Origin of the sequence: Micromonospora sp. NPDC093244 (assembly GCF_040683695.1) — a bacterium.
Classification (GTDB): domain Bacteria; phylum Actinomycetota; class Actinomycetes; order Mycobacteriales; family Micromonosporaceae; genus Micromonospora.
Window position 1 is genome coordinate 291,036 of record NZ_JBFBEO010000004.1, and the last position, 22,939, is coordinate 313,974.

A 22,939-nucleotide genomic window follows, 5' to 3' on the forward strand; every position below is an offset into this window, starting at 1 on the left:
GGCGCCCGGGTCACCAGTGCGGCGGCCAGGTGTCGTCGTCGCCCAGCGGTGGCAGGTCGGCCAGTTTCTCCGGGTTGAGCTGGTTGAAGATGCCTGTTATCCGGCCGTGGTCCACGGCGAACGCGGTGATCAGGCGGATCGGCCGCCCGTCGCTGTGCACCGTCTCCATCTGAAGGCCCGGCACGCCGTCGACGAGCACCAGCCGGGACAGCACACGGTGGGTGTACCTGCCGGCACGGCCGAACAGGCCGAGCGTGAAGCGGCCCACCTGGTCCGCGCCGACCACCGGCCGACGGGCCGACGGGAAGTGCCCGCCGGAGTCGCCGAGCAGGACCACGTCCGGCGCGAGCACCCGCACCAGCGCGTCCAGTTCGCCGGACTCGGTGGCCGCGACGAACGCCTCGATCACGCGCCGCTGCTCGGCCGGGTCGGCGCTGTGCCGGGGCGCGTCCGGCGCGGTCACCGCCCGGCGGGCCCGGGAGGCGAGCTGCCGGGCCGCGCCCTCGGTGGTGCCGAGCACGTCGGCGACGCCGGCGAACGGCACCGCGAACACGTCGTGCAGCACGAGGGCGACCCGCTGCTCCGGCGCGAGTCGCTCCAGCACCACGAGCAGCGCCGTACCGACCTGGTCGGCACGCACCGCCCGCTCCGCCGGGTCGGGGGCGTACCCGTCTGGTGCCGGACGGCTGTCCAGTGGGCGTACCTCCGGCTCCGGTAGCCACTGCCCCGGGTACGCCTCCCGCCTGACGCGGGCCGAGCGGAGCACGTCGAGGCAGATCCGGGCGCACGCGGTGGTCAGCCACGCGGGCAGGTCCCGGATCTCCGCGCGGGCCGCCGGGTCGGCGAGCGCCCCGGCGTAGCGCAGCCAGGTCTCCTGCACCGCGTCCTCGGCCTCGCTGCGGCTGCCCAGCATCCGGCGGGCCACCGCGAGCAGGCGGCCCCGCTCGGACTCGAACTCCGTCGCCAGGTCCCGCACGGACCCACCACCTCCCGGCCGGTTGCCTCCTGGACGTCCATCCTCCCGCCGAATCCGGGCGCGGGCAGCCCCGGATGCCGGCCGCGGCGGCTCTCGGCCGGCGGACCGCCGGGGGGTGGGCGATGATCCGTGCATGAGCGCATCCCAGGAACCGCGGATCGTGGCGCCGGACGGCGGCGGAGTACGGGAGCTGCTGCGGGTCACCGCGCCTGTGGATCTCGGCGCGATCGATCCCCGGTCCACGCCCGGCCTGCCGGTGGCGGAGATGGACGGCGGCCGCCGCAAGACCTGGGCGCGGGAGCAGGTGGAGCTGGTCGGCGAGGAGCTTGGCCGGCAGCAGGAGATGCTCTTCGCGATGGCCCAGGCCGGGTCGGAGCGGCCGGCGCACCGGGTGCTGCTGGTGCTCCAGGCCATGGACTGCGGTGGCAAGGACGGCACGATCAAGCGGGTGGCGGGCGCCATGAACCCGCTGGGCCTGCACATCCGCTCGTTCGGTCCGCCGACCCCGCAGGAGCTGCGACACGACTTCCTGTGGCGGATCCGCCGGGCGCTGCCCCCACCCGGGTACGTCGGGGTGTTCAACAGGTCGCACTACGAGGACGTGTTGATCGCCCGGGTCGCCTCGCTGGTGCCGGACGCCACCTGGAGGGCCCGGTACGACGAGATCAACTCCTTCGAGCGGGAGCTGACCGACGACGGCGTGACTCTGGTCAAGGTGATGTTGCACATCTCGTACGCCGAGCAGGGCGAGCGCCTGCTGCAACGGCTCACCGACCCGCGCAAGCACTGGAAGTACAACCCCTCGGATGTCGACGCCCGGGCCCGCTGGGACGACTACCAGGCCGCGTACGCCGAGGCTCTGAGCCGGTGTGCCACGGACGCCGCGCCCTGGTTCGTGGTGCCGGCGGACCGCAAGTGGTACCGGGACTGGGCGGTGGCCCACCTGCTGAGAGAGACGTTCGACACGCTTGATCTGGGGTATCCGCCTGCCGATTTCGATGTGGCGCACGAACGGGAGCGGCTGCGTACTGGGGGAGCGGGGGCGGATGGGGCGCCCGAGATGAACGGCAGGTGAACGACCGGTGAATGTGGCTTGGCCAGGGGTGGGCCGCCGAATTCGCGGTCCAGCCGTTTTCTAGCATTCACCGGGCGGGTGCCCAACGGGTGCCGCCACCCTTCCACCGACGCGACGAGGTCTGTGCTGTGAAGTTTTCCTTCCGCCCCACCGAGGGCGCCTTCTACGAGCTCTTCACCAGGGCCGCGCAGAACCTGGTCCGGGGCACCGAGCTGCTGAACGAGCTGGCGCTGCCCGGCGTCGACGTGCAGTCGGTCAGCGAGCGGCTGACCGAGGTCGAGCACGACAGCGACCAGATCACGCACGACCTGTACAAGAAGATCAACTCGACATTCATCACGCCGTTCGACAGGGAGGACATCTACCGGCTCGGCTCGCTGCTCGACGACGTGATGGACCACCTGGAGGCGGTCGGCGACCTCCTCTACCTGTACGGGCTGACCGAGCTGCCCGCGTTGCCCCGCGAGCTGCACGAGATGGTCAACGTGCTCGACCAGCAGGCCAAGCTGACCGCCGAGGCCATGCCCCGGCTGAAGTCGATGAAGGACCTCGAGGACTACTGGATCGAGTGCAACCGGCTGGAGAACGAGGGCGACCGGATCAACAGGCAGCTGCTCGTACGCCTCTTCTCCGGTGAGTACGACGCGCTGACGGTGCTGAAGATGAAGGAGGTCGCCGACGAGCTGGAGGCCGCCTGCGACGCCTTCGAGCACGTGGCCAACACCGTCGAGACCATCGCCGTCAAGGAGTCCTGAGCCGGTGTCCCCTGAACTCATCGCCGTACTGGCGGTGATCGCGGTGGCCCTGGCGTTCGACTACACCAACGGCTTCCACGACGCCGCCAACGCGATCGCCACAAGCGTCTCCACCCGGGCGCTGACCCCGCGGATCGCCCTCGGGCTCGCCGCGGTCGGCAACTTCGTCGGCGCCCACTTCGGCGCCGGCGTCGCCAAGACCGTCGGCGACGGCCTGGTGACCCTCCCGACCGGGGTGAGCAGCCTCGGGGTGGTCTTCGCCGGAGTGCTCGGTGCGATCGCCTGGAACCTGATCACCTGGTACTTCGGTCTGCCCTCGTCGTCGTCGCACGCGCTCTTCGGCGGCCTGGTCGGCGCGACCCTGCTGTCCACAGGCGGTCTCGTGCAGTGGGGCAACATCGGCGAGAAGGTGCTGCTGCCGATGGTGCTCTCGCCCATCGTCGGTCTCACCCTCGGCTACCTGCTGATGCTCGCCATCCTCTGGCTGTTCCGCAAGGGGCAGCCGGGCAAGCTCAACAGGGGCTTCCGGTGGGCGCAGACCGCCTCGGCCGCCGCCATGTCCGTCGGCCACGGCATGCAGGACGCCGCCAAGACCATGGGCATCGTCGTGCTCGCGCTGTACACGGGCGGTTTCCAGGAGAGCAAGACGCACATCCCGGGCTGGGTGTTCTGGACGTCCGCGACGATGCTGGCCCTCGGCACGTACGCCGGTGGTTGGCGGATCATCCGGACCCTCGGACGCAAGATCATCGACCTCGGGCCGCCGGAGGGCTTCGCCGCCGAGACGGTGGCCAGCGCGGTGCTCTACTTCAACGCCCTGGTGCTCAAGGCGCCGATCTCCACCACCCACACGATCACCTCGGCGATCATGGGTGTGGGCGCGACCAAGCGGCTCTCCGCGGTGCGCTGGAACGTCGCCGGCAACATCGTGATCGCCTGGATCATCACGTTCCCGGCCGCGGCGCTGATCGCCTGCGTCACGTACCTGCTGGTCCGCCCGCTCTTCGGCTGACCGGTCCCCGCACGCGAAAAGGCCCCCCGACCGGGGGGCCTTTTCGCGTTCAGACGTACCGCACGCCGATCTGCCCGCGGATCGTGTCCAGCAGCGCCATCACCTCGAGTGTGGTGGTGTGCGGCACGAGCGGGCTCTCGGTCAGCCCGGCGGCCAGGCAACGCTGCACCTCGATCGCCTCGTACTGGTAGCCGTTGCCGGCCTCCTCCGCGACTATCGTCTCCGGCTCGGCGCCGGCCCGGTGCACTGTCAGCGACGCCGGCCGGAAGAACGGCTCCGGCAGGTCGATCCGGCCGGTGGCGCCGGTGATCGAGGCGGACAACTCGCTGGCCCCCACCATGCCGCAGCTCAGCGTGGCCAGCGCCCCGGTGTCGTAGCCGAACAGGATGCCCGTGTTCTCGTCCGTCCCCTCCGGCCCGAGCTGCGCCCAGGACCGGATGTGCTGCGGCACCCCGAGCAGCAGATGGGCCAGGCTGATCGGGTAGATCCCCAGGTCGAGCAACGCACCCCCGCCCAGCACCGGGTTGCGCATCCGGTGCTCCGGCGGGAACGGCCCGGCAACCCCGAAGTCGGCCCGGACGCCGCTCACCGTGCCGATGGCCCCCTCCCCGATCAGCTCGACCACCCGCTGGATGAGCGGGTTGGTCCGCATCCACATGGCCTCCATGAGGAAGACCCCTGCGGCGCGGGCGGTGTCCACCAGCTCGGTGCTCGTCGCCAGGTCCAGCGTGAACGGCTTCTCCAGCAGCACCGCCCGCCCGGCGGTCAGGCAGGTCATCGCCGCCTCGTGGTGCGCGGCGTGCGGCGTGGCCACGTAGATGACGTCGACCTCCGGGTCGGCCGCCAACTCCACCCAGGAGCCGTACGCCCGCTTCGCCCCGTGCTTGTCCGCGAACCGCTGCGCGCTGTCGGCGGCCCGGGACCCGACCGCGACGAGCTCGGCGTCCGGCACCAGCCGGAGGTCTTCGGCGAAACGACTGGCGATGTGGCCTGTGGCCAGGATGCCCCAACGAGTCATGCCCGGCACGCTAGCCGAGCCGGGTGAACCGCCCGATGCCCGGCCGCCGCCCTGCTCATCCGTCGGGACCTCGGGGTGCCCCGACCGCCGTGCCGCCCTGCACCGCTGCCGCCGACCGGAGCGCCGGCCGGCTGGCGTCGGCGGGTCGGGGAACTAGGCTCGCGGCATGACGATCGACAGCGACGGCTTCGCCGCCCCGGCCGCCCTGGTCGAGCACGCCCGCCGGTTCCAGGCCGAGGGCGGCACCCCGGCGGTGCCCCGGGTCGCGGCCACGGTGCTGCTGCTGCGTCCGACCGACACCGACTTCGAGGTGTACGTCATCCGCCGGGTCGCCGCCATGACCTTCGGCGGGATGTACGCCTTCCCCGGCGGCGGGGTGGACCGCTCCGACTCGGAGGCGCACCTGGACTGGGCCGGCCCGACGCCAACCGAGTGGGCGGGACGGCTCGGGGTCGCCCCGGACGCCGCCCAGGCGGTGGTCTGCGCCGCCGCCCGGGAGGTCTTCGAGGAGGCGGGCGTGCTGCTCGCGGGCCCGGACGAGGCGACAGTTGTGGGTGACGTCAGCGGCGACGACTGGGAGACCGCACGGCAGGATCTGGAGGGGCGCCGGCTGGGTTTCGCGGCGCTGCTCGCCGACCGGCGTCTCACCCTGCGGTCGGACCTGCTGCTGCCGTGGAGCCGGTGGATCACCCCCGAGTTCGAACCGCGTCGCTTCGACACGTACTTCTTCGTGGCCCTGCTGCCGGCGGGGCAGCGGACCCGCGACGTCTCCGGCGAGGCCGACCACACCCTGTGGATCCGGCCGGCCGACGCCCTGGCCCGGGCGCGGGCCGGCGAGCTGACCATGCTGCCGCCGACCCTTGTCACACTCGCCCAGGTGGCGGCGGCCGGTGACCTGGCCGGGGTGGCCCGCGCGGCGGCCGACCGGGACGCCGCGACCCCTGTCACCCCGCGCCTCGACCTCCCCCCGGACGGCGAACCCCGCTTCGTGCTCGCCTGACCTGCGCGCTGCCGGGTGCCGTCAAGATCCGCTCAACTTCAGGGAATCTGCTGCGTCCGACGAGCGGGAGGCAGCAACTTCCGGGAAGTTGCGCAGATCTTGGCCGCGTCGGGTCGAGCCGGGCGGCCGCGCTGGGTCGCGCTGTGGGTACGCGAAGGGGCGCCGGTCAGGTCGACCGACGCCCCTCGCGGACCCGGATCCAGCGGTTCAGCCGAAGCGGCCGGTGATGTAGTCCTCGGTCTTCTTCACGCTCGGGTTGCTGAAGATCTTCTGGGTGTTGTCGTACTCGATGAGCCGGCCGGGATCGCCTGTCTTCTCGATGGAGAAGAAGGCGGTCCGGTCCGACACACGCGCGGCCTGCTGCATGTTGTGCGTCACGATGATGATCGTGAACTTGTCCTTGAGCTGGAACATCAGGTCCTCGATCGCCAGCGTGGAGATCGGGTCCAGGGCGGAGCACGGCTCGTCCATCAGCACGACCTGCGGCTCGACAGCGATGGTCCGGGCGATGCAGAGCCGCTGCTGCTGACCGCCGGAGAGGCCCGCGCCGGGCTTGCCCAGCCGGTCCTTGACCTCGCCCCACAGGTTCGCGGCGCGCAGGGCCTTCTCGGCGGCGTCCTCCAGGATCGACTTCTTGCGGACCCCGTTGAGCTTCAGCCCGGCGACCACGTTCTCGAAGATGCTCATGGTGGGGAACGGGTTCGGCCGCTGGAAGACCATGCCGATCATGCGCCGGACCGCTGTGACGTCCACGTCCCGGTCGTAGATGTCCTGGTCGTCGATGGTCAGGCTGCCCTCGACCCGAGCACCGGGCAGCACCTCGTGCATCCGGTTGATCGACCGCAGGAACGTGGACTTGCCGCAACCGGACGGGCCGATCAGGGCGGTGACGGTCTTCGGCTCGACCGTCAGGTTGATGTTCTCGATCGCCTTGAAGCCGCCGTAGTAGGCGGTGACGTTCGAGGCTTCGACACGCTTGGCCATGGTGGTGGTACCTCCGGGGTTCATCGGCTGAGCCGGTTGCGACGGGCCAGCAGCTTCGCCGCGATCGTCAGGATGAGCACGAGGGCGACCAGGGTGAGAGCCGCCGTCCACGCCCGTGCCGGCGCGTACCTCGACGCGTCACCGGCCTGCTGGTAGACGAAGAGGGACAGCGACGACTGGCTGTTCTCGAAGGGGTTGGTGTTGATGGCGGCGCCGCCGCCGGCGACCAGCAGCACCGGCGCGGTCTCGCCGGCCGCGCGGGCGATGGCGAGCATGACGCCCGTGACGATGCCGGGCAGCGCCGTCGGCAGGACCACCCGCAGGATGGTCTTCCACTTGGGTACGCCGAGGGCGTACGCGCCCTCGCGCAGCGGCGCCGGGACGAGGCGGAGCATCTCCTCGGTGGACCTGACGATTGTGGGCAGCATGAGCACGCTCAGCGCGAGCGCCGCCGCGAAGCCGGAGAAGCTGGGCCGGCCGTCGTTGAACCACGGCGACACGATCAGCACCCAGAACGCCAGCACGAAGAGGCCGGAGACGATCGACGGGATGCCTGTCATCACGTCCACGAAGAACCGGATCGCGAAGGCGAACCTGCCGCGCCCGTACTCGACGATGTAGATGGCGCACAGGACGCCGAGTGGGACGGTGATCAGGGTGGCGATGCCCACCTGCTCCAGCGTGCCGACGATCGCGTGGTACGCGCCGCCGTTGGCGTCCCGGGCCCCGATGTTGTTCATCGAGGTCTGGAAGAAGTTGACGTCCAGCCGCTCGGTGCCCTTGCTGACGAGCGTCCAGACCACCGAGACGAGCGGGAGCACCGCCAGCACGAACGCGGAGTGGATCAGCGCGCTCCAGGTGCGGTTGCGGGCCGACCGGCGCCCCTCGACCGCGTTGGCCGCGGCGAAGAGCCCGACCAGGTAGAGGACCGCGCCGAGGGCGACCACGAGGACCGGGCCGCCGATGCCGGCGCCGTAGACGACCGCCGCAGCGAGCGCCAGGGCCGCGACGGCGATGGCCGGTGCGGCGTACCAGGGAAGTCGCCGACCCCGCAGTGACGCGGGCTGGGCCGGCGGGCGGGTGCGGTGGGAGGTGACGGTTGTGGTCATGCGGCCGACTCCGTGAACTCCCGGCGGCGGTAGATGATCGCCCGCGCCGTGATGTTGACGATCAGCGTGATGGTGAACAGCACCAGGCCGGAGGCGATGAGCGCGCCCCGTCCGGTCTCGTTCGCCTCGCCGAACGCGTTGGCGATGTTGGCGGCGATGGTGTTGCCGCCGTTCTGGATGAGGTTGAACGAGATGCCGAAGGTGATGCCGAGGGTCAGCGCCAGGGCGATTGTCTCGCCGAGGGCGCGGCCCAGGCCGAGCATCACCGCGGCGATGATGCCGGGGCGGCCGTAGGGGAGAACCGCGGTACGCAGCATCTCCCAGCGGGTGGCGCCCAGCGCGAGGGCGGCCTCCTCGTTCGCGGTAGGCGTCTGGAGGAACACCTCACGGGAGAGCGAGGTGATGATCGGCAGCACCATGATGGCGAGCACCAGGGCGCCCAGCATGATCGACTTACCGAACGGGCCGTCGCCGCCGAAGATCGGGATCCAGCCGAAGTACTCGTTGAGCCAGACCGAGAAGTCCCGCACCGGGTTGATGAAGATGTCCCGCCCCCAGAGGCCGAAGACCACGCTCGGCACGGCGGCCAGCAGGTCGACCAGGAAGCCGAGCGCGGTGCCCAGCCGGCGCGGCGCGTAGTGCGAGAGGTAGAGCGCGATGCCCAGCGCCACCGGCACCGCCATCAGCAGCGCGAGAGCCGAGCTGAGCACGGTGCCGAAGGCGAGCGTACCGATGCCGAACTTGGGCTCTGTCTCGTTCGGGGACCAGCCCTCGTAGGACCAGAAGTTCTCGGTGTTGGCGCGCAGGGCCGGTACCGCCTTGGCGACCAGGAAGATCGCGATGGCGGCGATGATGACCAGAACGGCGGTGCCGGCGGCAAGTGTGAGACCGCGGAAGGCCCGCTCGGCGCCGAACTTCCGGCTGCGCGGCAGCGCGCCGCCGCCGCCCAGCCCGGCGCCGCCCGGGGAACGGGTGCTGACTGGTGCCTCGGCCACACGCGCCGAGGCACCAGCGGGCCACTCGTGACTCTGGGTCACGCGCGTCCCGCCGGTGCCGGCGTCGGCCGAGCGGTGAGGGGTTTCACCCATCTGCTCGCTCGATTCGGTTGCGGAGGTGGTGGGGTCGGGTCAGGAGAGGTTCGTGACCGCGGTCTCGACCTTGGTGCGGACCGTCTCCGGCAGCGGGGCGTAGCCCAGGTCGGTAAGCGAGTTCTGGCCCTCGGCGCTGGCGGCGTAGCCCAGCAGACCCTTGACCAGCTTCAACTTGTCGGCCGCGAGGCCCTTGCTGCAGACGATCTCGTACGTCGCCAGGACGATCGGGTAGGCCCCGGCCTCCTTGGTGTTGTAGTCGATCTTCAGCTTGAGGTCGTCGCCCTGGCCCTCGACCGCCGCGCCGGCGATGGTCTTGCCGGCCGCCTCGGCGGTCAGCGCGGCGAACTCGCCGTTGCCGTTACCGATCTTGGCCATCTTCAGGCCGGCGTTCTCGGCGAACGACCACTCCATGTAACCGATGGAGCCGTCGGCGCCCTTGACCGAGCTGGCCACGCCGTCCGAGCCCTTGGCGCCGGTGCCGCCCGGGGCCTTCCAGGCCTTGGCGTTGCCCAGCGTCCAGTCCGCCTCGGAGGTCTTCGAGAGGAACTTGGTGAAGTTGTCGGTGGTGCCGGACTCGTCCGAGCGGTGGACGGTCTGGATGGTGGTCGCCGGGAGCTTGGCGGCCGGGTTGTCGGCCTTGATCGCCGCGTCGTCCCACTTGGTCACCGTGCCGGCGAAGATCTTCGCCAGGGTGGCCGGCTTGAGCTGGAGGTTGTCCACGCCGCTGACGTTGTAGGCGACGGCCACCGGGCCGATCACCATCGGCAGGTGGATGGCCTTGCCGCCGACGCACTTGGCGTCGGCCTTCGGCTGCTCCTCCGGCTTGAGCGCGGAGTCGGAGCCGGCGAAGTCGGCGGTGCCGGCGATGAACGCCTGGATGCCGGCGCCCGAGCCGGAGGCCTCGTAGTTGATCGTGGTGCCCTGGCACTTCTGCTGGTACGCCTTGATCCACTCGGCCATGGCGTTCTTCTGCGCCGACGAGCCCTGGGCGTTCAGCGTGCCGGTAGCGCAGTCGACCGCGGCGGCCGAGCCCGAAGCAGTTGCGCCGGAGGCGGGCTCGTTGTTGTCCGAGCCGCATGCACTGAGGCCGAGCGTCGCGGCAAGAGCGAGGCAGGCAATAGTGCCGTACCGCTGGAGCTTCACCTGAGGGGTTTCCCTTCGCGTCTGACTTGGCGCCCCGATCCCGGGGCCCGAGGACCGGCAGTGACCGGCTGACACGAAAGTTAGAAGTGCCAGGTGGCCGGTTCGCCGGTCGCAAATGAACGCGAGGTGAACACGTACGGCCCGTCAGGTGACCGCTTGCTGAGGGTGAGTTGTCCGTTAAGTGAACCGGGGCACTTCAGTGCCCGTTCCCGCTCAGCCGAGGTGGTAGTTGATGTGCGCGGACCAGCGGGCGAAGCCCATCCGCTCGTACAGCGCGACGGCCCCGGTGTTCGAGTCGTCCACGTAGAGCATCACCCGGTCCAGGCCCTGCTTGTCCCGCAGGTACGCCAGACCCGCGGTGGTCAATGCCCGACCCAGCCCGCCGCCGTGCGCGGTCGGCTCCACGCCCAGCACGTACACCTCGCCGATGCGGGCCGATCCCGGCCGCTCGTGCACCTTGGTCCAGTGGAATCCGAGCAGCCGACCCGTGGCGGTCTCCTCGGCGAGCAGGAAGCCCGCCGGGTCGAACCACGGCTCGGCCAGGCGGACCCGCAGGTCGTCCGAGGTCCACCGGCCCTGCTCGGGGTGCTTGGCGAAGGCCCGCGAGTTGAGGGTCAGCCAGGCCGCGTCGTCCGCCCCGGGCCGGTACGCGCGAAGCGTCACCCCGTCGGGCAGGCGCGGCTCACCAAGCGGGGCGGCCAGTGGCCGGCGCAACTGCCAGAGCACCCGGGCGCGGGTGAACCCGAGGTCGACGGCGAGCGCGGCGGCCGAGGGGTGGTCGCCGTGCGCCCACGCCCGCAGCGGCCCGGTTGCCGAGGCGAGGACGCCCCGGGCGAGTGCCCGACCGGTGCCCCGACGCCGGTACGCGGGGTGCACCACCAGCTCCACCCCGATGCCGTCCACCGGGTCGGTGGTGTCGAGGTGCGCGTACCCGGTGAGGGTGCCGTCGTCGGCGCGGGCGACCAGGTGCACGGCGGGGGCGTCGGGGTCGCGCAGCCGGAGCGGGACGTGCTCGTCGAGGGGGTCGGCGCCGTCGGTGTCGCCCGCCGCACGTGCCAGGGCCAGCACATCGGCGATCTCCGCCGGGGCCAGTCGGTCGCTCCGGGTCACCTGGTCGCTGGTCGGCTCCGCGCTGCTCATCCCGTCACCGTATCCGTTGCGCCACTGGACACCCGGAGGGTCGCCGAGGAAAGGCGCCGGTGCCGAGGCGACACCCCCCGCGGCCCGCCCGGGTCTCACGTGGGGTCGGTGGGCAGAGCCTCCAACTCGAACCGCGCGGTCAGGTCGGGCAGGATCCGCCGCAGCGCGTCCATGGTGCCCTGCCGGTCGCCACCAGCGTCGTGCAGCAGCACCACCGACCCCGGTTCGGCCTGGCTGGTCACGGTCGCGGCGATCTTGCTCGCGCCGGGGAGTTCCCAGTCCTGTGGGTCCACCGACCAGTGCAGCGGGGTCATGCCGAGCTGCTGCGCCACCGACACCACGGGATAGGTCCAGGCGCCGCCGGGCTGGCGGTACCAGACGATCGGCGCGTCAGGCACCGCAGCACGGATCGCCTCGTTGGTACGCAGCAGGTCGGCGCGGATCATGTCCGCCGAACGGTTGCCGAGGGTGACGTCGTGGTGCCAGGAGTGGTTGCACAGGGTGTGCCCGCCGTCCACGATCGCCTGGATCAGGTCGGGGTGGTTCTGCGCGTTCTCGCCCACCACGCAGAAGGTCGCCTTGACGTCGAACTCGCGCAGCATGGCGAGCACCTGCGGGGTGTAGCGCGGATCCGGCCCGTCGTCGAAGGTCAACGCGAGGCGGGGCGTGCCGGTGCTGGTGTGCGCCCCGAACAGTTGGCCGCCGCCGGAGTCCCGTCCCGACCCGTCCTGGCCTGCCTCGGTGGGCCCGGCGCCGCGGCTGGGGCTCGGTGCGCCGCTCGGCTCGGCCTCGGTCGGCTGGTCCGCGTAGTACGGCCCGTCGGCGTTGGTGGTGACACCTGTGGTCTTGCGTGCCTGCGGCTGGTCGGGGATGAGGCTGCGGCCCAGCACGTAGGCCGAGCCGAGCAGCGCCGTCACCACAAGTGCCACGATTCCGGCCGCCCGTACGGTCGGGTTGCCCCGCGTCACGGCCTGCACCCCGCCGACCGGTCACGCCGGCCCGTCGCCCCCGTGGTCTTTGCGCGCACCGTCGACCCCCCTCTGCTGACAAACCCGGCAGTCAGAATAGAACCGACGAGATGCGCAAAAGGGGCATATGGGGAATCCTCCCGGGCGGGAGGCTGGCAACCGATCAGACGGGCAGTGGGGCGTGCTCCGCCTCGGGCAGCGACCGCGACGGCGGGACGACGAACTTGTAACCCACCTGGCGGACCGTGCCGATCATCGACTCGTACTCCGAGCCGAGCTTGGCGCGCAACCGCCGGACGTGCACGTCCACCGTTCGGGTGCCGCCGAAGTAGTCGTAGCCCCAGACCTCACGCAGCAGCTGGTCCCGGGTGAACACCCGGCCCGGGTGCTGCGCCAGGAACTTCAACAGCTCGAACTCCTTGTAGGTGAGGTCGAGCGGACGTCCCTTGAGCTTGGCGGCGTACGTGTCCGGGTCGATGCTCAGTTCCCCCGCGCGGATCGAACCGCCCGCGCCGGCGGTCGCGTTGCTCAGCCGGCCCACGGCCAGCCGCAGCCGCGCCTCCACCTCGGCGGGGCCGGCCGAGGCGAGGATGACGTCGTCGACGCCCCAGTCGGCGTTCAGCGCGATCAGCCCGGCCTCGGTCACCACCGCCACGAGCGGCACCCCGAGCCCTGTGGCGTGCAGCATCCGGCAGGTCGCCCGGGCCTCGCTCAGCTCCGAGCGCGCGTCCACCAGCACCGCGTCGGGGCTGGGCCCGGCGACCAGGGTGCGGACGTCGCGTGGTGCGGTGCGGACCGAGTGCGGCAACAGGTCGAGTGCCGGCAGCACAGCGGACGGTTCCCCTGCGCGTGCGGTCACCAGCAACAGGATCTCCACGATCACCTCCGTCCCGGCGGCGCGTGGCCGCACGCGACCAGACACACTCGTGAGGGAGTGCGCTGAGAAATTGCGTGGTCCCGGCGTCGCTGACGGGCGGGTAACGCGTTGAGCGTAACCGATCGCCTCGGCGGCGCCGTCAGGCGATTTCCCGTTTGTCTAGCTTGCCCCTGATCGTGGCGCAGGTTTTAACGTTGCTGAAACCCTTGACCACCGCACCGGCCGGCCGGTCTGGCACGATCGGGGCGTGTTTCCCTCCACCTCGCCGGACGCCGGCCGCGAAACGTGGCCCGACGGGTCTCGTCCGGGCCCGGCCGCACCGACCCGTGGCCAACCGCCCGCGCCGCGCACCGGTCCGGCCGTCGCCGACGGCGACCGCCGCGAACGGGGTGGTCCCCGCCGCGCCCGTCGCGCCGGGGAGCCCGCCCGCCGCTCCGAGGACGACGTCGACGAGCCGGAGGAGGAGGTCGTACCCCCGGTCGAGGTGCACCGTCCGCTGGCGCTGACCATCGCCGGATTCGCGGCGCTGCTCGGCGTCGGCCTGGTGCTCGGCGCGCAGACGTCGGGCCCCGGCCACCGGTTGCCGTTCGCCTTCATCGTCTTCGGCGTCCAGCTGCTGTTCGTGCTCGCCTGGGCGATGGCCATGCGCCCGCCCGCCCTGCTGCTCGTCGCCGGTGTCAGCGCGGTGGTCGCCGCACTCGCCGACATCGCCGCGGTGCAGACAGACGTCGCCGGCCTGGCGCCGCTGGGCTACCTGGCCGCCGGTGGCTTCCTCGCCGCCGTGCTCGGTCAGCTGGTCCGCCGGGTCGACCGGGTCCGGGTCACCGACTCGCTCGGCGCCACGCTGCTCATCGTCGTCGGGGTGGTGGCCTTCGGCACCCTGATCGTGCTCAGCCGCATCCCGGCGGGCACCCAGGCGATCACGGTCTGCCTGACCGCGAGCGGGGTCGCGCTCACCGTCGCCCGGCTCACCGACGCCGTGCTGCCCTGGCCCCGGCTGGCCCCGCAGGTGCCCCGGGGCGCCGCCGGAGTGGTGGCGGGCGCCATGGTCGGCACGCTGATCAGCGCGCTGCTCGGCGGTTACCTGGTGGCGCCCTTCACGCCCACCCGGGCCGCGGTGATCGGCCTGGTCGCGGCGGTCACCGCAGTCCTCACCGACCTCGCCGTCGGGTACGCGGAGGCGGGTCGGCTGATGGCCGGCGAGCCGCCCACCATGTGGGTCGCCCGGCACATGCAGGGTCCGCTCGGTGGCTTCGCCCTTGCCGCACCTACCGCGTACGCCATGTGCATGCTCTTCCTCTGACCCACGGTTGAGCCCGGAGCCGGTCGGGTACCTACGGGTGCGCCGCCCTGCGGCAACTGGTACGAGCGCCCCGTCGCACCGCGGCGGGCGGAGACAGGAGGCGGCGTGGCCCAGGACTTTCCGGCGGACGAGGTCCGGCCCCGACGGCGCGGTCGCAAGCTGCTCATCGGCCTGGTCGTCCTGCTCCTGGTGGTGGCCGGGCTGCTGGTGGTGGCCGACCGGGTCGCGGTCGGCGTGGCCGAGAGGGAGATCGCCAAGCGGGTCAGCCAGGAGGTCACCAAGCAGGGCGCGCAGTCGGCCGCACCAGAGGTGCAGGTCGGCGGTACGCCGTTCCTGACGCAGGTGCTCGACGGCCGTTACGAGCGGATCACCATCAAGCTGCGGGACGTGCAGGCGTCGGTCGAGGGCGATGCCGTACGGCTGCCGGTGCTTGACGTCGACGCGCGTAACGTGCGGGCCTCCCTGGACACGCTCCGGACCGGGCAGGGCGATGTCGTGGCGGACACCGTGAACGGCACCGGCACGATCAGCTACGACAGCCTCGCCGCGTTGCTGGACCGGCCGGGGCTCACCCTCGGGGAGCAGGGCGGCAAGCTCGCCGTCACCGCTCCGGTCGACGTCCTCGGCCAGAAGTTCACAGTGGCCGGCACCGCCGACGTCACAGTTGCCAAGAACGGCGCCGTCGCCCTGCGCTTCAACAACCTGGACGCCGAGGGTCTGCCGAACCTGCCACTGGCCCGCGCCGTGCTGAACAACTACGCCAAGGGCATCTCGATCGACGTGCCGCTGCCCGACCTGCCGTTCCAGTTGGCGCTTCGGGAGGTCCGGCCGTTGCCCGAGGGGTTGGCGGTCACGGCCGACGCGAAGGACGTGCCGATCAACTCCGTCAGCTGACCGGTGGGACAGGGAACAGCCGGTGGCCCTGGCGATTCCCGGATGGTGGTCGGCTCAGTGGCAGGCCGGTCACTGGCTGGTAGGCTCCCTGACCATGGGGACTCACCTCACCAAACGGCGCGCGGTCGACCTGTGCCGCGTGGCCACCTGCCTGTGTCGCCCCGTCATCTGACGGCGGGGCTGTCTCTGGCCGCCTGATCGGCGGCCTCCGGCAAGCAGGGTTCTCGTACCCTCCGGTGATCCCATCGAACGCCCGGCAGCGGCGCCGTCGCACGAACCCGTGATCCCGTCCTTCCGCTGGGTCCCGCGCGTGGTGCGACAGTTACACCCATCGATACTCACGCGCTGGCTCACCATCCATCCTCACCAGGGAGTGATTCGATGAGTCGCGACACCGCACTCGTCTCGGCCGAGTGGGCCGAGAAGAACCTCGACGCCCCGGGCGTCGTCTTCGTCGAGGTCGACGAGGACACCTCGGCCTACGAGACCGGCCACATCGCCGGCGCCATCAAGATCGACTGGAAGACCGACCTCCAGGACCAGGTCCGTCGGGACTTCGTCAACAAGTCCCAGTTCGAGGCACTGCTCTCCGAGCGGGGCATCAGCAACGACGACACGGTCATCCTGTACGGCGGCAACAACAACTGGTTCGCCGCGTACGCGTACTGGTACTTCAAGCTCTACGGCCACCGCGACGTCAAGCTGCTCGACGGCGGCCGCAAGAAGTGGGAGCTGGACGCCCGCCCGCTGGTCACCGACACGGTGACCCGCCCGGCCACGCAGTACGTCGCGCAGGAGCCCGACACGTCCATCCGTGCCTTCCGCGACGAGGTCGTGGCCGCGATCGGCACCAAGAACCTGGTCGACGTGCGCAGCCCCGACGAGTTCGCCGGTCGGCTGCTCGCCCCCGCCCACCTGCCGCAGGAGCAGGCGCAGCGGGCCGGCCACATCCCCACCGCGATCAGCGTCCCGTGGTCCAAGGCCGCGAACGAGGACGGCACCTTCCGGTCCGACGACGAGCTGCGCAAGATCTACGGCGACGCGGGGCTCGACGACGGCAAGGAGACCATCGCGTACTGCCGGATCGGTGAGCGCTCCTCGCACACCTGGTTCGTGCTCCAGGAGCTGCTCGGTCACCGCAACGTCAAGAACTACGACGGTTCCTGGACCGAGTACGGCTCGCTCGTCGGCGTGCCTGTCGCGCTCGGCGACGAACCCGGGGAGGCCTGATCGCCATGACCGCACCCACCGCTGCGGGTTGCGCCGCACCCGACCAGGCCGCCCCACTGCCGGCCAGCCTGGACTTGGAGAAGGAAACCGTCATCACCGGCATCGTGCGCTCGGCGTCGGACGAGGCCGTGGCGGGCGCGTACGTCCGGCTGCTCGACTCGACAGGTGAGTTCACCGCCGAGGTGGTCACCTCGGCCGCCGGCCAGTTCCGGTTCTTCGCCGCGCCGGGTTCCTGGACCCTGCGGGCGCTGTCCCGGCACGGCAACGGCGACACCGCCGTCACCGCCGGCCGGGGCATCAACGAGGTAACCGTCACCGTCGCCTGACCCACTGCTCTGATCGACCGGGCCGGTCACCCCACGAACGGGTGACCGGCCCGGTCGTGTCCGAAGGGATCAGAGGCCGGTGGCCCGGCAGGACGAGGCGGGGTCGAGGGTGAAGTCGACAGTGTTCACGACGCCCGCCTCGATCCGGGTGCGTTGCACCTGCGGCACCCAGCTGTCCTTGCCCACGATCACGTCGTAGCGGCCCTTCGGCAGCCACCAGACGTACCTGCCCCGGGCGTCCGCCGTGAGCGTGTGCCCGGTGCTCGTGCCCGCCCGGTTGACGCGTACCGTCGCGGGAACCCCGACTGTCGCTCCACCGCAGGTGATCCCGGTGACGGTGCCCTGGACGCGGCCCCAACTGGCAGGTGGTGACACGTGCGTCGTCACCGCGACGGCGGGCACCCGGTACGGGGTGTCCGACGCGATGCCTAGCTCACCGGAGTAGGCGCCCGGCTGGACGACCCCGGCCGCCTCGGTGGCGCTCAGCGTGATGGTCACCGCCCGGGCCGTGCCCGGTTCCAGGGTGAAGGCGTTCGGCGCGGTGGACAACCAGGCAAGGTCCGCCTCCCCGGCGCAGAGGCCCAGGCCGTCCAGCCGCTCGCTGTCCGCCGATCCCACGAACGGCGAGGGCGAACCGCCGATCTTGTACGCGCCGCAGGCGGCGGCGCCCCGGTACCGGCCGAACCCGACGTTGGGCAGGTCCCGCCAACTGCCGGCCACCGGGTCGTACGCGATGGTCCGGTTGGTCACCGTCGTCGACGCCGCGGTGACTCCGCCGGCCAGCACCAGCAGGCCACCGGCGGCCGCGTACTGGGAGCCCCACAGGTCCAGCGGCAGGTTCGGCAGCGGGCTCCACGCGTCCGCCGCCGGGTCGTACCGGTAGGCGTCGGTGTGCTCGGTGCTGCCGGTGCCACCGGCGCAGTACACGGCAGCGCCGATCCCGCCGCAGGAGAGCCAGGAGACCGGGTGCGGGTAGGCCGCGCCGGTGCTGAAGGCGCCGGTCGCCGGGTCGAACACGACCAGCCGGTCGGAGTCGGTGCAGTCGCTGTCGAGGCATCCGCCGACCAGGTAGATCCTGCCTCCGGCGACCGCCTGCCCGGCCGCCGCCGCCGGGAACGGGTTGGTCGCCCCGGCCACCGTGGTCCAGGTGCCCGCCCCCGGGTCGTACACGTCCACCGAGGCGACCGTGACGTCGTCCGCGCCCCAGCCGCCGAGGACGTACAGCTTGCCGCCGACCGCCGCCGCGACCGGCTTGGACCGGGCGGTCGGCAGGTCGGGGAGCGCGGACCACACGCCGACGGTGGGGTCGTACCGCCAGGCCTTGCGTTCCAGACCCGAGCCGCCGCCACCGCCCACCGAGTAGATGTCGCCGTCCAGGTTGGCCGCCGCGTTGTCGAAGACCGCCGCCGGCAGGTCGGGGATCCCCGTCCAGGCGTCCTCCGCCCGTGGCGCGTCACCGGTGCCGCCGTACGTCGCGCCGGTGCGGGCCCTGCTGATCCCCTTCACCTTCTGCTCCCGCAGTGGCGCTCCGGCGCGGGACAGCACGTCGAACCGGCCGTCGCGCTCCACCAGGTTCACCGTGGCCGGCGCGGTGCCGGTGTTGCGCACCGTCACAGTCGTGGTCCGGGTGCTGCCGTACGGCTGGTAGGCCTCGACGTCGGTGGTCGTGACGCTGAGCCGGCCGGCGGACAGCGCGAGGTCCGTCCGGCGGGCGTCGTCCGGCGCGACAGTCGCCATGATCGTCATCGCCCGGTACGGGTGTCGCGTGGCGCTGAACCGGTGCGCCCCGGTCGACGCGGAGAAGAGCCAGTAGAAGCCGTCCGGAAGGTTCGGGTCGTCGGGTGTCGCCGCCGACACTCCCCGGTCCTGCGTCCGGTCGGCGCCGGCGACTGTGACTCCGTTGAGCGGTGTGCCTGTGTTGCGGTCGGTGGTCACGCCGAGCAGCAGCCCACCGGGTGCCGGTACGCAGTCGCGGTTGACCACCTGCACGTCGTCCACCTGCCACCACCAGGCGAACGTGCCGTGGAAGCGGAACCGGACCCGGACGGTGGCGGCTCCGGCCGCCGCGTCCAGCGGCACCTCCTCGATTCGTGGCCCCCGCCGGCTGCCGGTCTGGTGCCAGACGGTGGTCCAGGTGCCGCCGCCGTCGGTGGAGACGTCCACGTCGGCCGCGTCGGTGACGCCCACCGCCCGCCAGTCGCTGCGGAAGCGCAGCACAGGCGCCGGTGCCGCGCTCAGGTCGAGCGTCGGGGTGACCAGGTCGGTGTCCTGGGTCCGGTCGGAGCCCAGCCGGTCGCTGTCGACGATCGCGAAGGCGCCGCTGCCACCTGTGAGGTTGCCCCGCTGCCCCGGGTCGGTGAAGCTCCAGCCGCCGTCCCCGGTGCGGTTGTGCACGGCCCAGCCGGGCGGCGTGTCGGTCCCGTCGAAGCCCTCGTTCAGCACGGGCGTGGCGAAGCTGCCTGTGTAGCCGGCCGCCGTGCAGGCGGGCTCGACCGGCACCGCGATGTCGGCCGTCACCGGCCCTGCGCCGGTCACCACGTCCCGGCTGACGGTGCGGTAGCCGGGGTAGCGGACGGCCACGGTGAGGCGGTAGGTGGCGTTGCCCGCCACTGTGAACGAGTACCGCCCGGTGGCCGGGTCGGTGTGGACCGGCGCGCCGGGTCGTCCGGCGACCTCGATACGGGCGTAGAGCGGCCAACCGTGCCCGGAACCGTCGGTGACCCGACCGCTGACGGTGACCGACGGGCTCGCCACCAGGGCGAAGTCACGGGTGACAGCGCCGCCCTCGGCGACGGTGACGGTGCTCGACTGCCCCGCGTAGCCGTACGCGCTGACGCTGACCGTGGTCTCGCCTGCCGGCACGGTGAGCGCGTACCTGCCGTCCGCACCTGTGGTGACGCTGCGGGTGCCGTCGCCGACTGTCGCGCCCGCGATGGGGGATCCGGCAGCGGTCACCGTGCCGGCGACCCGTCCGACAGCGCCGCGCGGAGCGTCCCGCACCGCCGCGTACGCGTCGAGCCGGCCCTCGCCGAAGACGTTGTTGTCGGCGGCGGTGCCCCCGCAGGTGGTGGCGTCGACGTCGCGGGCGGTGCGGTCGAGCAGTTCCTCGGTGGCGGCGACGTCGCCCTTCAGGCCGGGTGCCGCAGACCAGACGAGCGCCACGGTGCCGGAGACGTGCGGTGCGGCCATGGAGGTGCCGTCGAAGGCGACGTAACCGTTGCCGGGGACGCTGGAACGCACGTCGCTGCCGGGGGCGGAGATGTTGGGTTTGACGGACCGCGGATCGGTGCCGTCGCCCCGGCCGGAGAAGTCGGAGATGGCGTTCCGCGCGTCGTACGAGCCGACCGCGTACGCGTTGGTGTTGTCGCCGGGGGAGCCGGCGCTGCCGCAGGCCGGGCCGTCGTTGCCGGCGGAGAAGACGGGGAACATGCCGGCCGCCCGCCAGGCCGCGATGGTCTGCTGGAACCACGGGTCGCCGCCGGCGCCTCCCCAGGAGTTGTTCACCACGTCGGGGCGCAGGTCAGGGCGGGGGTTCCGCCCGTTCAGGTCGGTGGGGGCCAGCACCCACTGGCCGGCGGCGAGCAGGGAGGCGTCCGAGCAGGAGGTGGCCTCGCAGCCCTTCGCGGCTATCCATGTCGCGCGGGGGGCTACGCCGACCTGGTTGCCGGCGCCGTCGTCGCCGACCATCGTGCCCATCGTGTGGGTGCCGTGGTCGTTGTTGTCGCAGGGCGCGGCGCTGGGGCAGATGCCGGCCGGGTCGTACCAGTTGTGGTCGTGGTCGAAGGTGCCGCCGCCCAGGTTCCCCCGGTACGTGCCGACGAGCGCCGGGTGGTCGTACTGGACGCCGCTGTCGATGTTGGCGACCACCACGCCCTCGCCGCGGTCGCCGAACTCGCTCCACACCTGGTGGGCGTTGATGTTGGTGAGCCCCCATTCGGCGCCGTCGGTGCGGGCGCGACTGGCGGTGGTGGGTTTCGGCCGCACCAGCGGGTAGCTGCGGGTGGGTTCGATCCGGGCGACCTCGGGCCGTTCGGCGATCTCCTCGGCCAGCGCCCGGTCGCCTGTCACCCGTACGGCGTTGGCGATCCAGTAGGTGGTGTGCGGCGCGCGGCGGGCCGTCAGCAGTGCGCGTAGGCCCTTCTGGGTGCGCGCGGCGGTGGTGGTGAGCAGCCGGTGCACCTCCCGGGCCCGGTCGTCCGGGTCGCGCAGCCGCGTGGTCCGGGCCACCGGCGCGGTGTCGCGCAGGTAGACCAGGAAGCTTCCGCTGCCCGTCGTACCGAGTTGTCTGAGCAGACGGTGGTCCACGCTTGCCCGGGCCGGCGCGGGTTGGGGTGGGGCGGCGACCGCGGGTTGGGCGGTGAGGCCCAACCCGACAGCGGCGCACGCCAGGGCCGCCCGCCGGAGGGCGGCCCGTGTGGCTGATGGTCGGAACATTCTTCCTCCCCACGTCATGGGTCCCGAGTGGCTCGGGGCCCGTGCGCGCACCGCGCGTCCGCCCGCTGCCGAATGGATAACGCCTGTCAGTGCCTGGTCAGTGACGACAGGTGATCCCGAGCGGGGTCGGACCGACGAAATCCATCGGCATGCGTCACTATCAACAGGTGGAATTCACTGGTGGAGGCGGCGTCGCCGGCGCAGGGGTCCCGATCGTCGTCTGCGTCGGCGCGGACGTCTCGGTGCGGGAGCGGGTGGTCCGCCAACTCGACGGCGTCGGCCCGGTGGTGAGCTGCGCCGACCTCACCGAGCTGCGCACGATGCTGTTCCCGGCGCCATCCGGAGCGACGACTGTGCCGCCGGGGCCGGTCAGCTGGGGTGGGCTGGTCGTCGACCGAGGCGGTCAGCGGGTCACCTGGCGGGGTGACCCGCTTCCGCTCACCCGCACCGAACGTGAGCTGCTCGCCCGACTGATCGGCCCGCCGCTCGTGGTGTGGAGCCACGAACAGCTCTTCGCCTCGGTGTGGAGCGACGCGTACCCGGGTGACAGCGCGGTCCTGCACTCCGCGATCAGGCGGCTGCGGCACAAGCTGCGGAGCCTGCCGGGCGGGCCCCGCGTGCACACCGTGCGGGGCGTCGGCTACCGGCTCGACCCGCCGCCGGGACCCGCCTGACCACTGGGCCCGCCGGACCCCTCCCGACCGCCGCCGGAGGGGAGGACCGCCCGTGACACCATTGCCGGGTGAGCGGTGCTGTGCGGACGGGGAGCGTTTCGTCGACCGGCCCCGCCGCCCCGGCACCCGCCCGGCGGCGGCGCTGGCTGCTGGCCGTGACCGTCCTGTGGGCCGTGCTGCTGGCCGCGCTCACCTGGACGTCGGTCCGCGACGATCCACCCACCGTCCGGGAGCAGCGCACGCTCGATCAGGCCGGCCCGGTGGTGGACCGGGCGGTCGGCGAACTGGCACGGGCGGCAGGCGCGTCCACGCTGCTGGAACTCGGCCCCGCGCGTATCGCCGCGGGCTGCCGGGTCACCCCGTTCGCGGACGGCGCCCGGCTGCGGCGCGAGGTCGGCGTCCTCGCGCCCGACGGCACCGAACGGTCAGTGCTGGACGGGCTCGCCGAGCGACTGCCGGCGAGCTGGCGCGCGGGCGTCGCCTCCGGTCCGGACGGCCCGGAGCTGTACGCCGACGCCGGGGAGTTCGTCGCCGTGGCGGGTCGCCCGACCGGGGACGGCCGGGTCCGGTTGACAGTCGACACCGGCTGCCGGCCCGTCGGCTCCGGTTACACGGCGCCGCCGGCCACCGGCGACGGCGGGGAGGCCGCTGCCCTTGCCGCCGCGCTGCGGGCGCTCGACCAGCCGGTCGAGGCCGCACCGGAGCTGGTCACCGCGCCCTGCCCGGGTGGCGCGACGGCCCGTACCGCGCGCTCCACCGCCGGCCCGACCAGCTCGGCGGCCGCGCTCGCCCCGCTGGCCGGCGGCACCCCGCTGCTGGACAACCCCCCGGTGTACGCGTACCGCGCCGGGACCGTCACCGTGCTGGCCGACCTCACCCCGGACGCCTCCCGGCTGACCGCCACCGTCGGCTGCCCGGGCTGAGCGGGGG

General features: G+C 72.2%; 21 protein-coding genes. 11 read left to right on the forward strand and 10 right to left on the reverse strand.

Annotation, left to right across the window (positions count from 1 at the left end; genetic code table 11):
• Positions 1–10: 10 nt before the first annotated feature.
• Entirely contained in the window at positions 11–976 is a 966-nt protein-coding gene (gene sigJ / locus AB0N27_RS22155) for an RNA polymerase sigma factor SigJ (protein ID WP_364372864.1), read from the reverse strand.
• 133 nt (positions 977–1,109) lie between these two features.
• Here sigJ and AB0N27_RS22160 point away from each other — a divergent pair, with 133 nt between their 5' ends.
• The 3 genes from AB0N27_RS22160 (at position 1,110) to AB0N27_RS22170 (ending at position 3,818) form a co-directional block, all read left to right on the forward strand.
• Entirely contained in the window at positions 1,110–2,051 is a 942-nt protein-coding gene (locus AB0N27_RS22160) for a PPK2 family polyphosphate kinase (protein WP_364372867.1), read from the forward strand.
• Positions 2,052–2,179: 128 nt separating this feature from the next.
• Positions 2,180–2,806: a DUF47 family protein gene (locus tag AB0N27_RS22165; RefSeq protein ID WP_278142861.1), complete on the forward strand. Its 627-nt coding sequence runs from the start codon at positions 2,180–2,182 to the stop codon at positions 2,804–2,806.
• Positions 2,807–2,810: 4 nt separating this feature from the next.
• The gene (locus AB0N27_RS22170; RefSeq protein WP_139587550.1) at positions 2,811–3,818 is read left to right on the forward strand and encodes an inorganic phosphate transporter; all 1,008 of its coding nucleotides are present in this window, start codon (positions 2,811–2,813) and stop codon (positions 3,816–3,818) included.
• Positions 3,819–3,867: 49 nt separating this feature from the next.
• Here the strand turns inward: AB0N27_RS22170 and AB0N27_RS22175 are convergent, their stop codons facing one another.
• A complete protein-coding gene (locus tag AB0N27_RS22175) occupies positions 3,868–4,836 on the reverse strand; it encodes a Gfo/Idh/MocA family oxidoreductase (protein WP_364372872.1) in 969 nt (322 codons plus the stop codon).
• Positions 4,837–5,002: 166 nt separating this feature from the next.
• On the opposite strand from AB0N27_RS22175, the gene AB0N27_RS22180 reads away from it, so the two are divergent.
• The gene (locus AB0N27_RS22180; RefSeq protein WP_364372875.1) at positions 5,003–5,836 is read left to right on the forward strand and encodes an NUDIX hydrolase; all 834 of its coding nucleotides are present in this window, start codon (positions 5,003–5,005) and stop codon (positions 5,834–5,836) included.
• A gap of 207 nt (positions 5,837–6,043) precedes the next feature.
• On the opposite strand, the gene pstB is transcribed toward AB0N27_RS22180, so the two are convergent.
• The 7 genes from pstB to AB0N27_RS22215 form a co-directional block, all read right to left on the reverse strand.
• Entirely contained in the window at positions 6,044–6,820 is a 777-nt protein-coding gene (gene pstB / locus AB0N27_RS22185) for a phosphate ABC transporter ATP-binding protein PstB (RefSeq protein WP_364372878.1), read from the reverse strand.
• Positions 6,821–6,840: 20 nt separating this feature from the next.
• Positions 6,841–7,929, reverse strand: coding sequence for a phosphate ABC transporter permease PstA (gene pstA, locus AB0N27_RS22190; RefSeq protein WP_364372881.1), 1,089 nt, complete (start codon positions 7,927–7,929; stop codon positions 6,841–6,843).
• Positions 7,926–9,017 carry a phosphate ABC transporter permease subunit PstC gene (gene pstC / locus AB0N27_RS22195; RefSeq protein WP_364372884.1) on the reverse strand — a complete coding sequence of 364 codons (1,092 nt, stop codon included), beginning with the start codon at positions 9,015–9,017 and terminating at the stop codon, positions 7,926–7,928. The genes pstA and pstC overlap by 4 nt, the downstream gene beginning before the upstream one ends.
• A gap of 39 nt (positions 9,018–9,056) precedes the next feature.
• Positions 9,057–10,163, reverse strand: coding sequence for a phosphate ABC transporter substrate-binding protein PstS (gene pstS / locus AB0N27_RS22200; protein ID WP_364372887.1), 1,107 nt, complete (start codon positions 10,161–10,163; stop codon positions 9,057–9,059).
• A 213-nt stretch (positions 10,164–10,376) separates the two neighbouring features.
• Positions 10,377–11,303: a mycothiol synthase gene (gene mshD, locus AB0N27_RS22205; RefSeq protein ID WP_364372889.1), complete on the reverse strand. Its 927-nt coding sequence runs from the start codon at positions 11,301–11,303 to the stop codon at positions 10,377–10,379.
• A gap of 95 nt (positions 11,304–11,398) precedes the next feature.
• Entirely contained in the window at positions 11,399–12,271 is an 873-nt protein-coding gene (locus AB0N27_RS22210) for a polysaccharide deacetylase family protein (protein ID WP_364372892.1), read from the reverse strand.
• Between the two features lie 163 nt (positions 12,272–12,434).
• The gene (locus AB0N27_RS22215; protein WP_208761169.1) at positions 12,435–13,154 is read right to left on the reverse strand and encodes a response regulator transcription factor; all 720 of its coding nucleotides are present in this window, start codon (positions 13,152–13,154) and stop codon (positions 12,435–12,437) included.
• A gap of 241 nt (positions 13,155–13,395) precedes the next feature.
• On the opposite strand from AB0N27_RS22215, the gene AB0N27_RS22220 reads away from it, so the two are divergent.
• From AB0N27_RS22220 to AB0N27_RS22240, 5 genes are all read left to right on the forward strand, one after another.
• Positions 13,396–14,451, forward strand: coding sequence for a hypothetical protein (locus AB0N27_RS22220; RefSeq protein WP_364372895.1), 1,056 nt, complete (start codon positions 13,396–13,398; stop codon positions 14,449–14,451).
• A 105-nt stretch (positions 14,452–14,556) separates the two neighbouring features.
• Entirely contained in the window at positions 14,557–15,345 is a 789-nt protein-coding gene (locus tag AB0N27_RS22225; RefSeq protein WP_364372897.1) for a DUF2993 domain-containing protein, read from the forward strand.
• 94 nt (positions 15,346–15,439) lie between these two features.
• Positions 15,440–15,517, forward strand: a complete 78-nt coding sequence (locus AB0N27_RS22230; RefSeq protein ID WP_310503780.1) for an Ms5788A family Cys-rich leader peptide — start codon at positions 15,440–15,442, stop codon at positions 15,515–15,517.
• Between the two features lie 209 nt (positions 15,518–15,726).
• A complete protein-coding gene (locus tag AB0N27_RS22235; protein WP_364372900.1) occupies positions 15,727–16,575 on the forward strand; it encodes a sulfurtransferase in 849 nt (282 codons plus the stop codon).
• A complete protein-coding gene (locus AB0N27_RS22240; RefSeq protein ID WP_208761171.1) occupies positions 16,572–16,901 on the forward strand; it encodes a DUF1416 domain-containing protein in 330 nt (109 codons plus the stop codon). The genes AB0N27_RS22235 and AB0N27_RS22240 overlap by 4 nt, the downstream gene beginning before the upstream one ends.
• Before the next feature lie 69 nt (positions 16,902–16,970).
• Here AB0N27_RS22240 and AB0N27_RS22245 read toward each other — a convergent pair whose 3' ends face one another.
• A complete protein-coding gene (locus tag AB0N27_RS22245; RefSeq protein ID WP_364372903.1) occupies positions 16,971–21,335 on the reverse strand; it encodes a S8 family serine peptidase in 4,365 nt (1,454 codons plus the stop codon).
• 149 nt (positions 21,336–21,484) lie between these two features.
• On the opposite strand from AB0N27_RS22245, the gene AB0N27_RS22250 reads away from it, so the two are divergent.
• Both AB0N27_RS22250 and AB0N27_RS22255 read left to right on the forward strand, forming a co-directional pair.
• Entirely contained in the window at positions 21,485–22,009 is a 525-nt protein-coding gene (locus tag AB0N27_RS22250) for a winged helix-turn-helix domain-containing protein (protein WP_364372906.1), read from the forward strand.
• Between the two features lie 68 nt (positions 22,010–22,077).
• Entirely contained in the window at positions 22,078–22,932 is an 855-nt protein-coding gene (locus AB0N27_RS22255) for a hypothetical protein (RefSeq protein ID WP_364372909.1), read from the forward strand.
• Positions 22,933–22,939 lie beyond the last annotated feature (7 nt).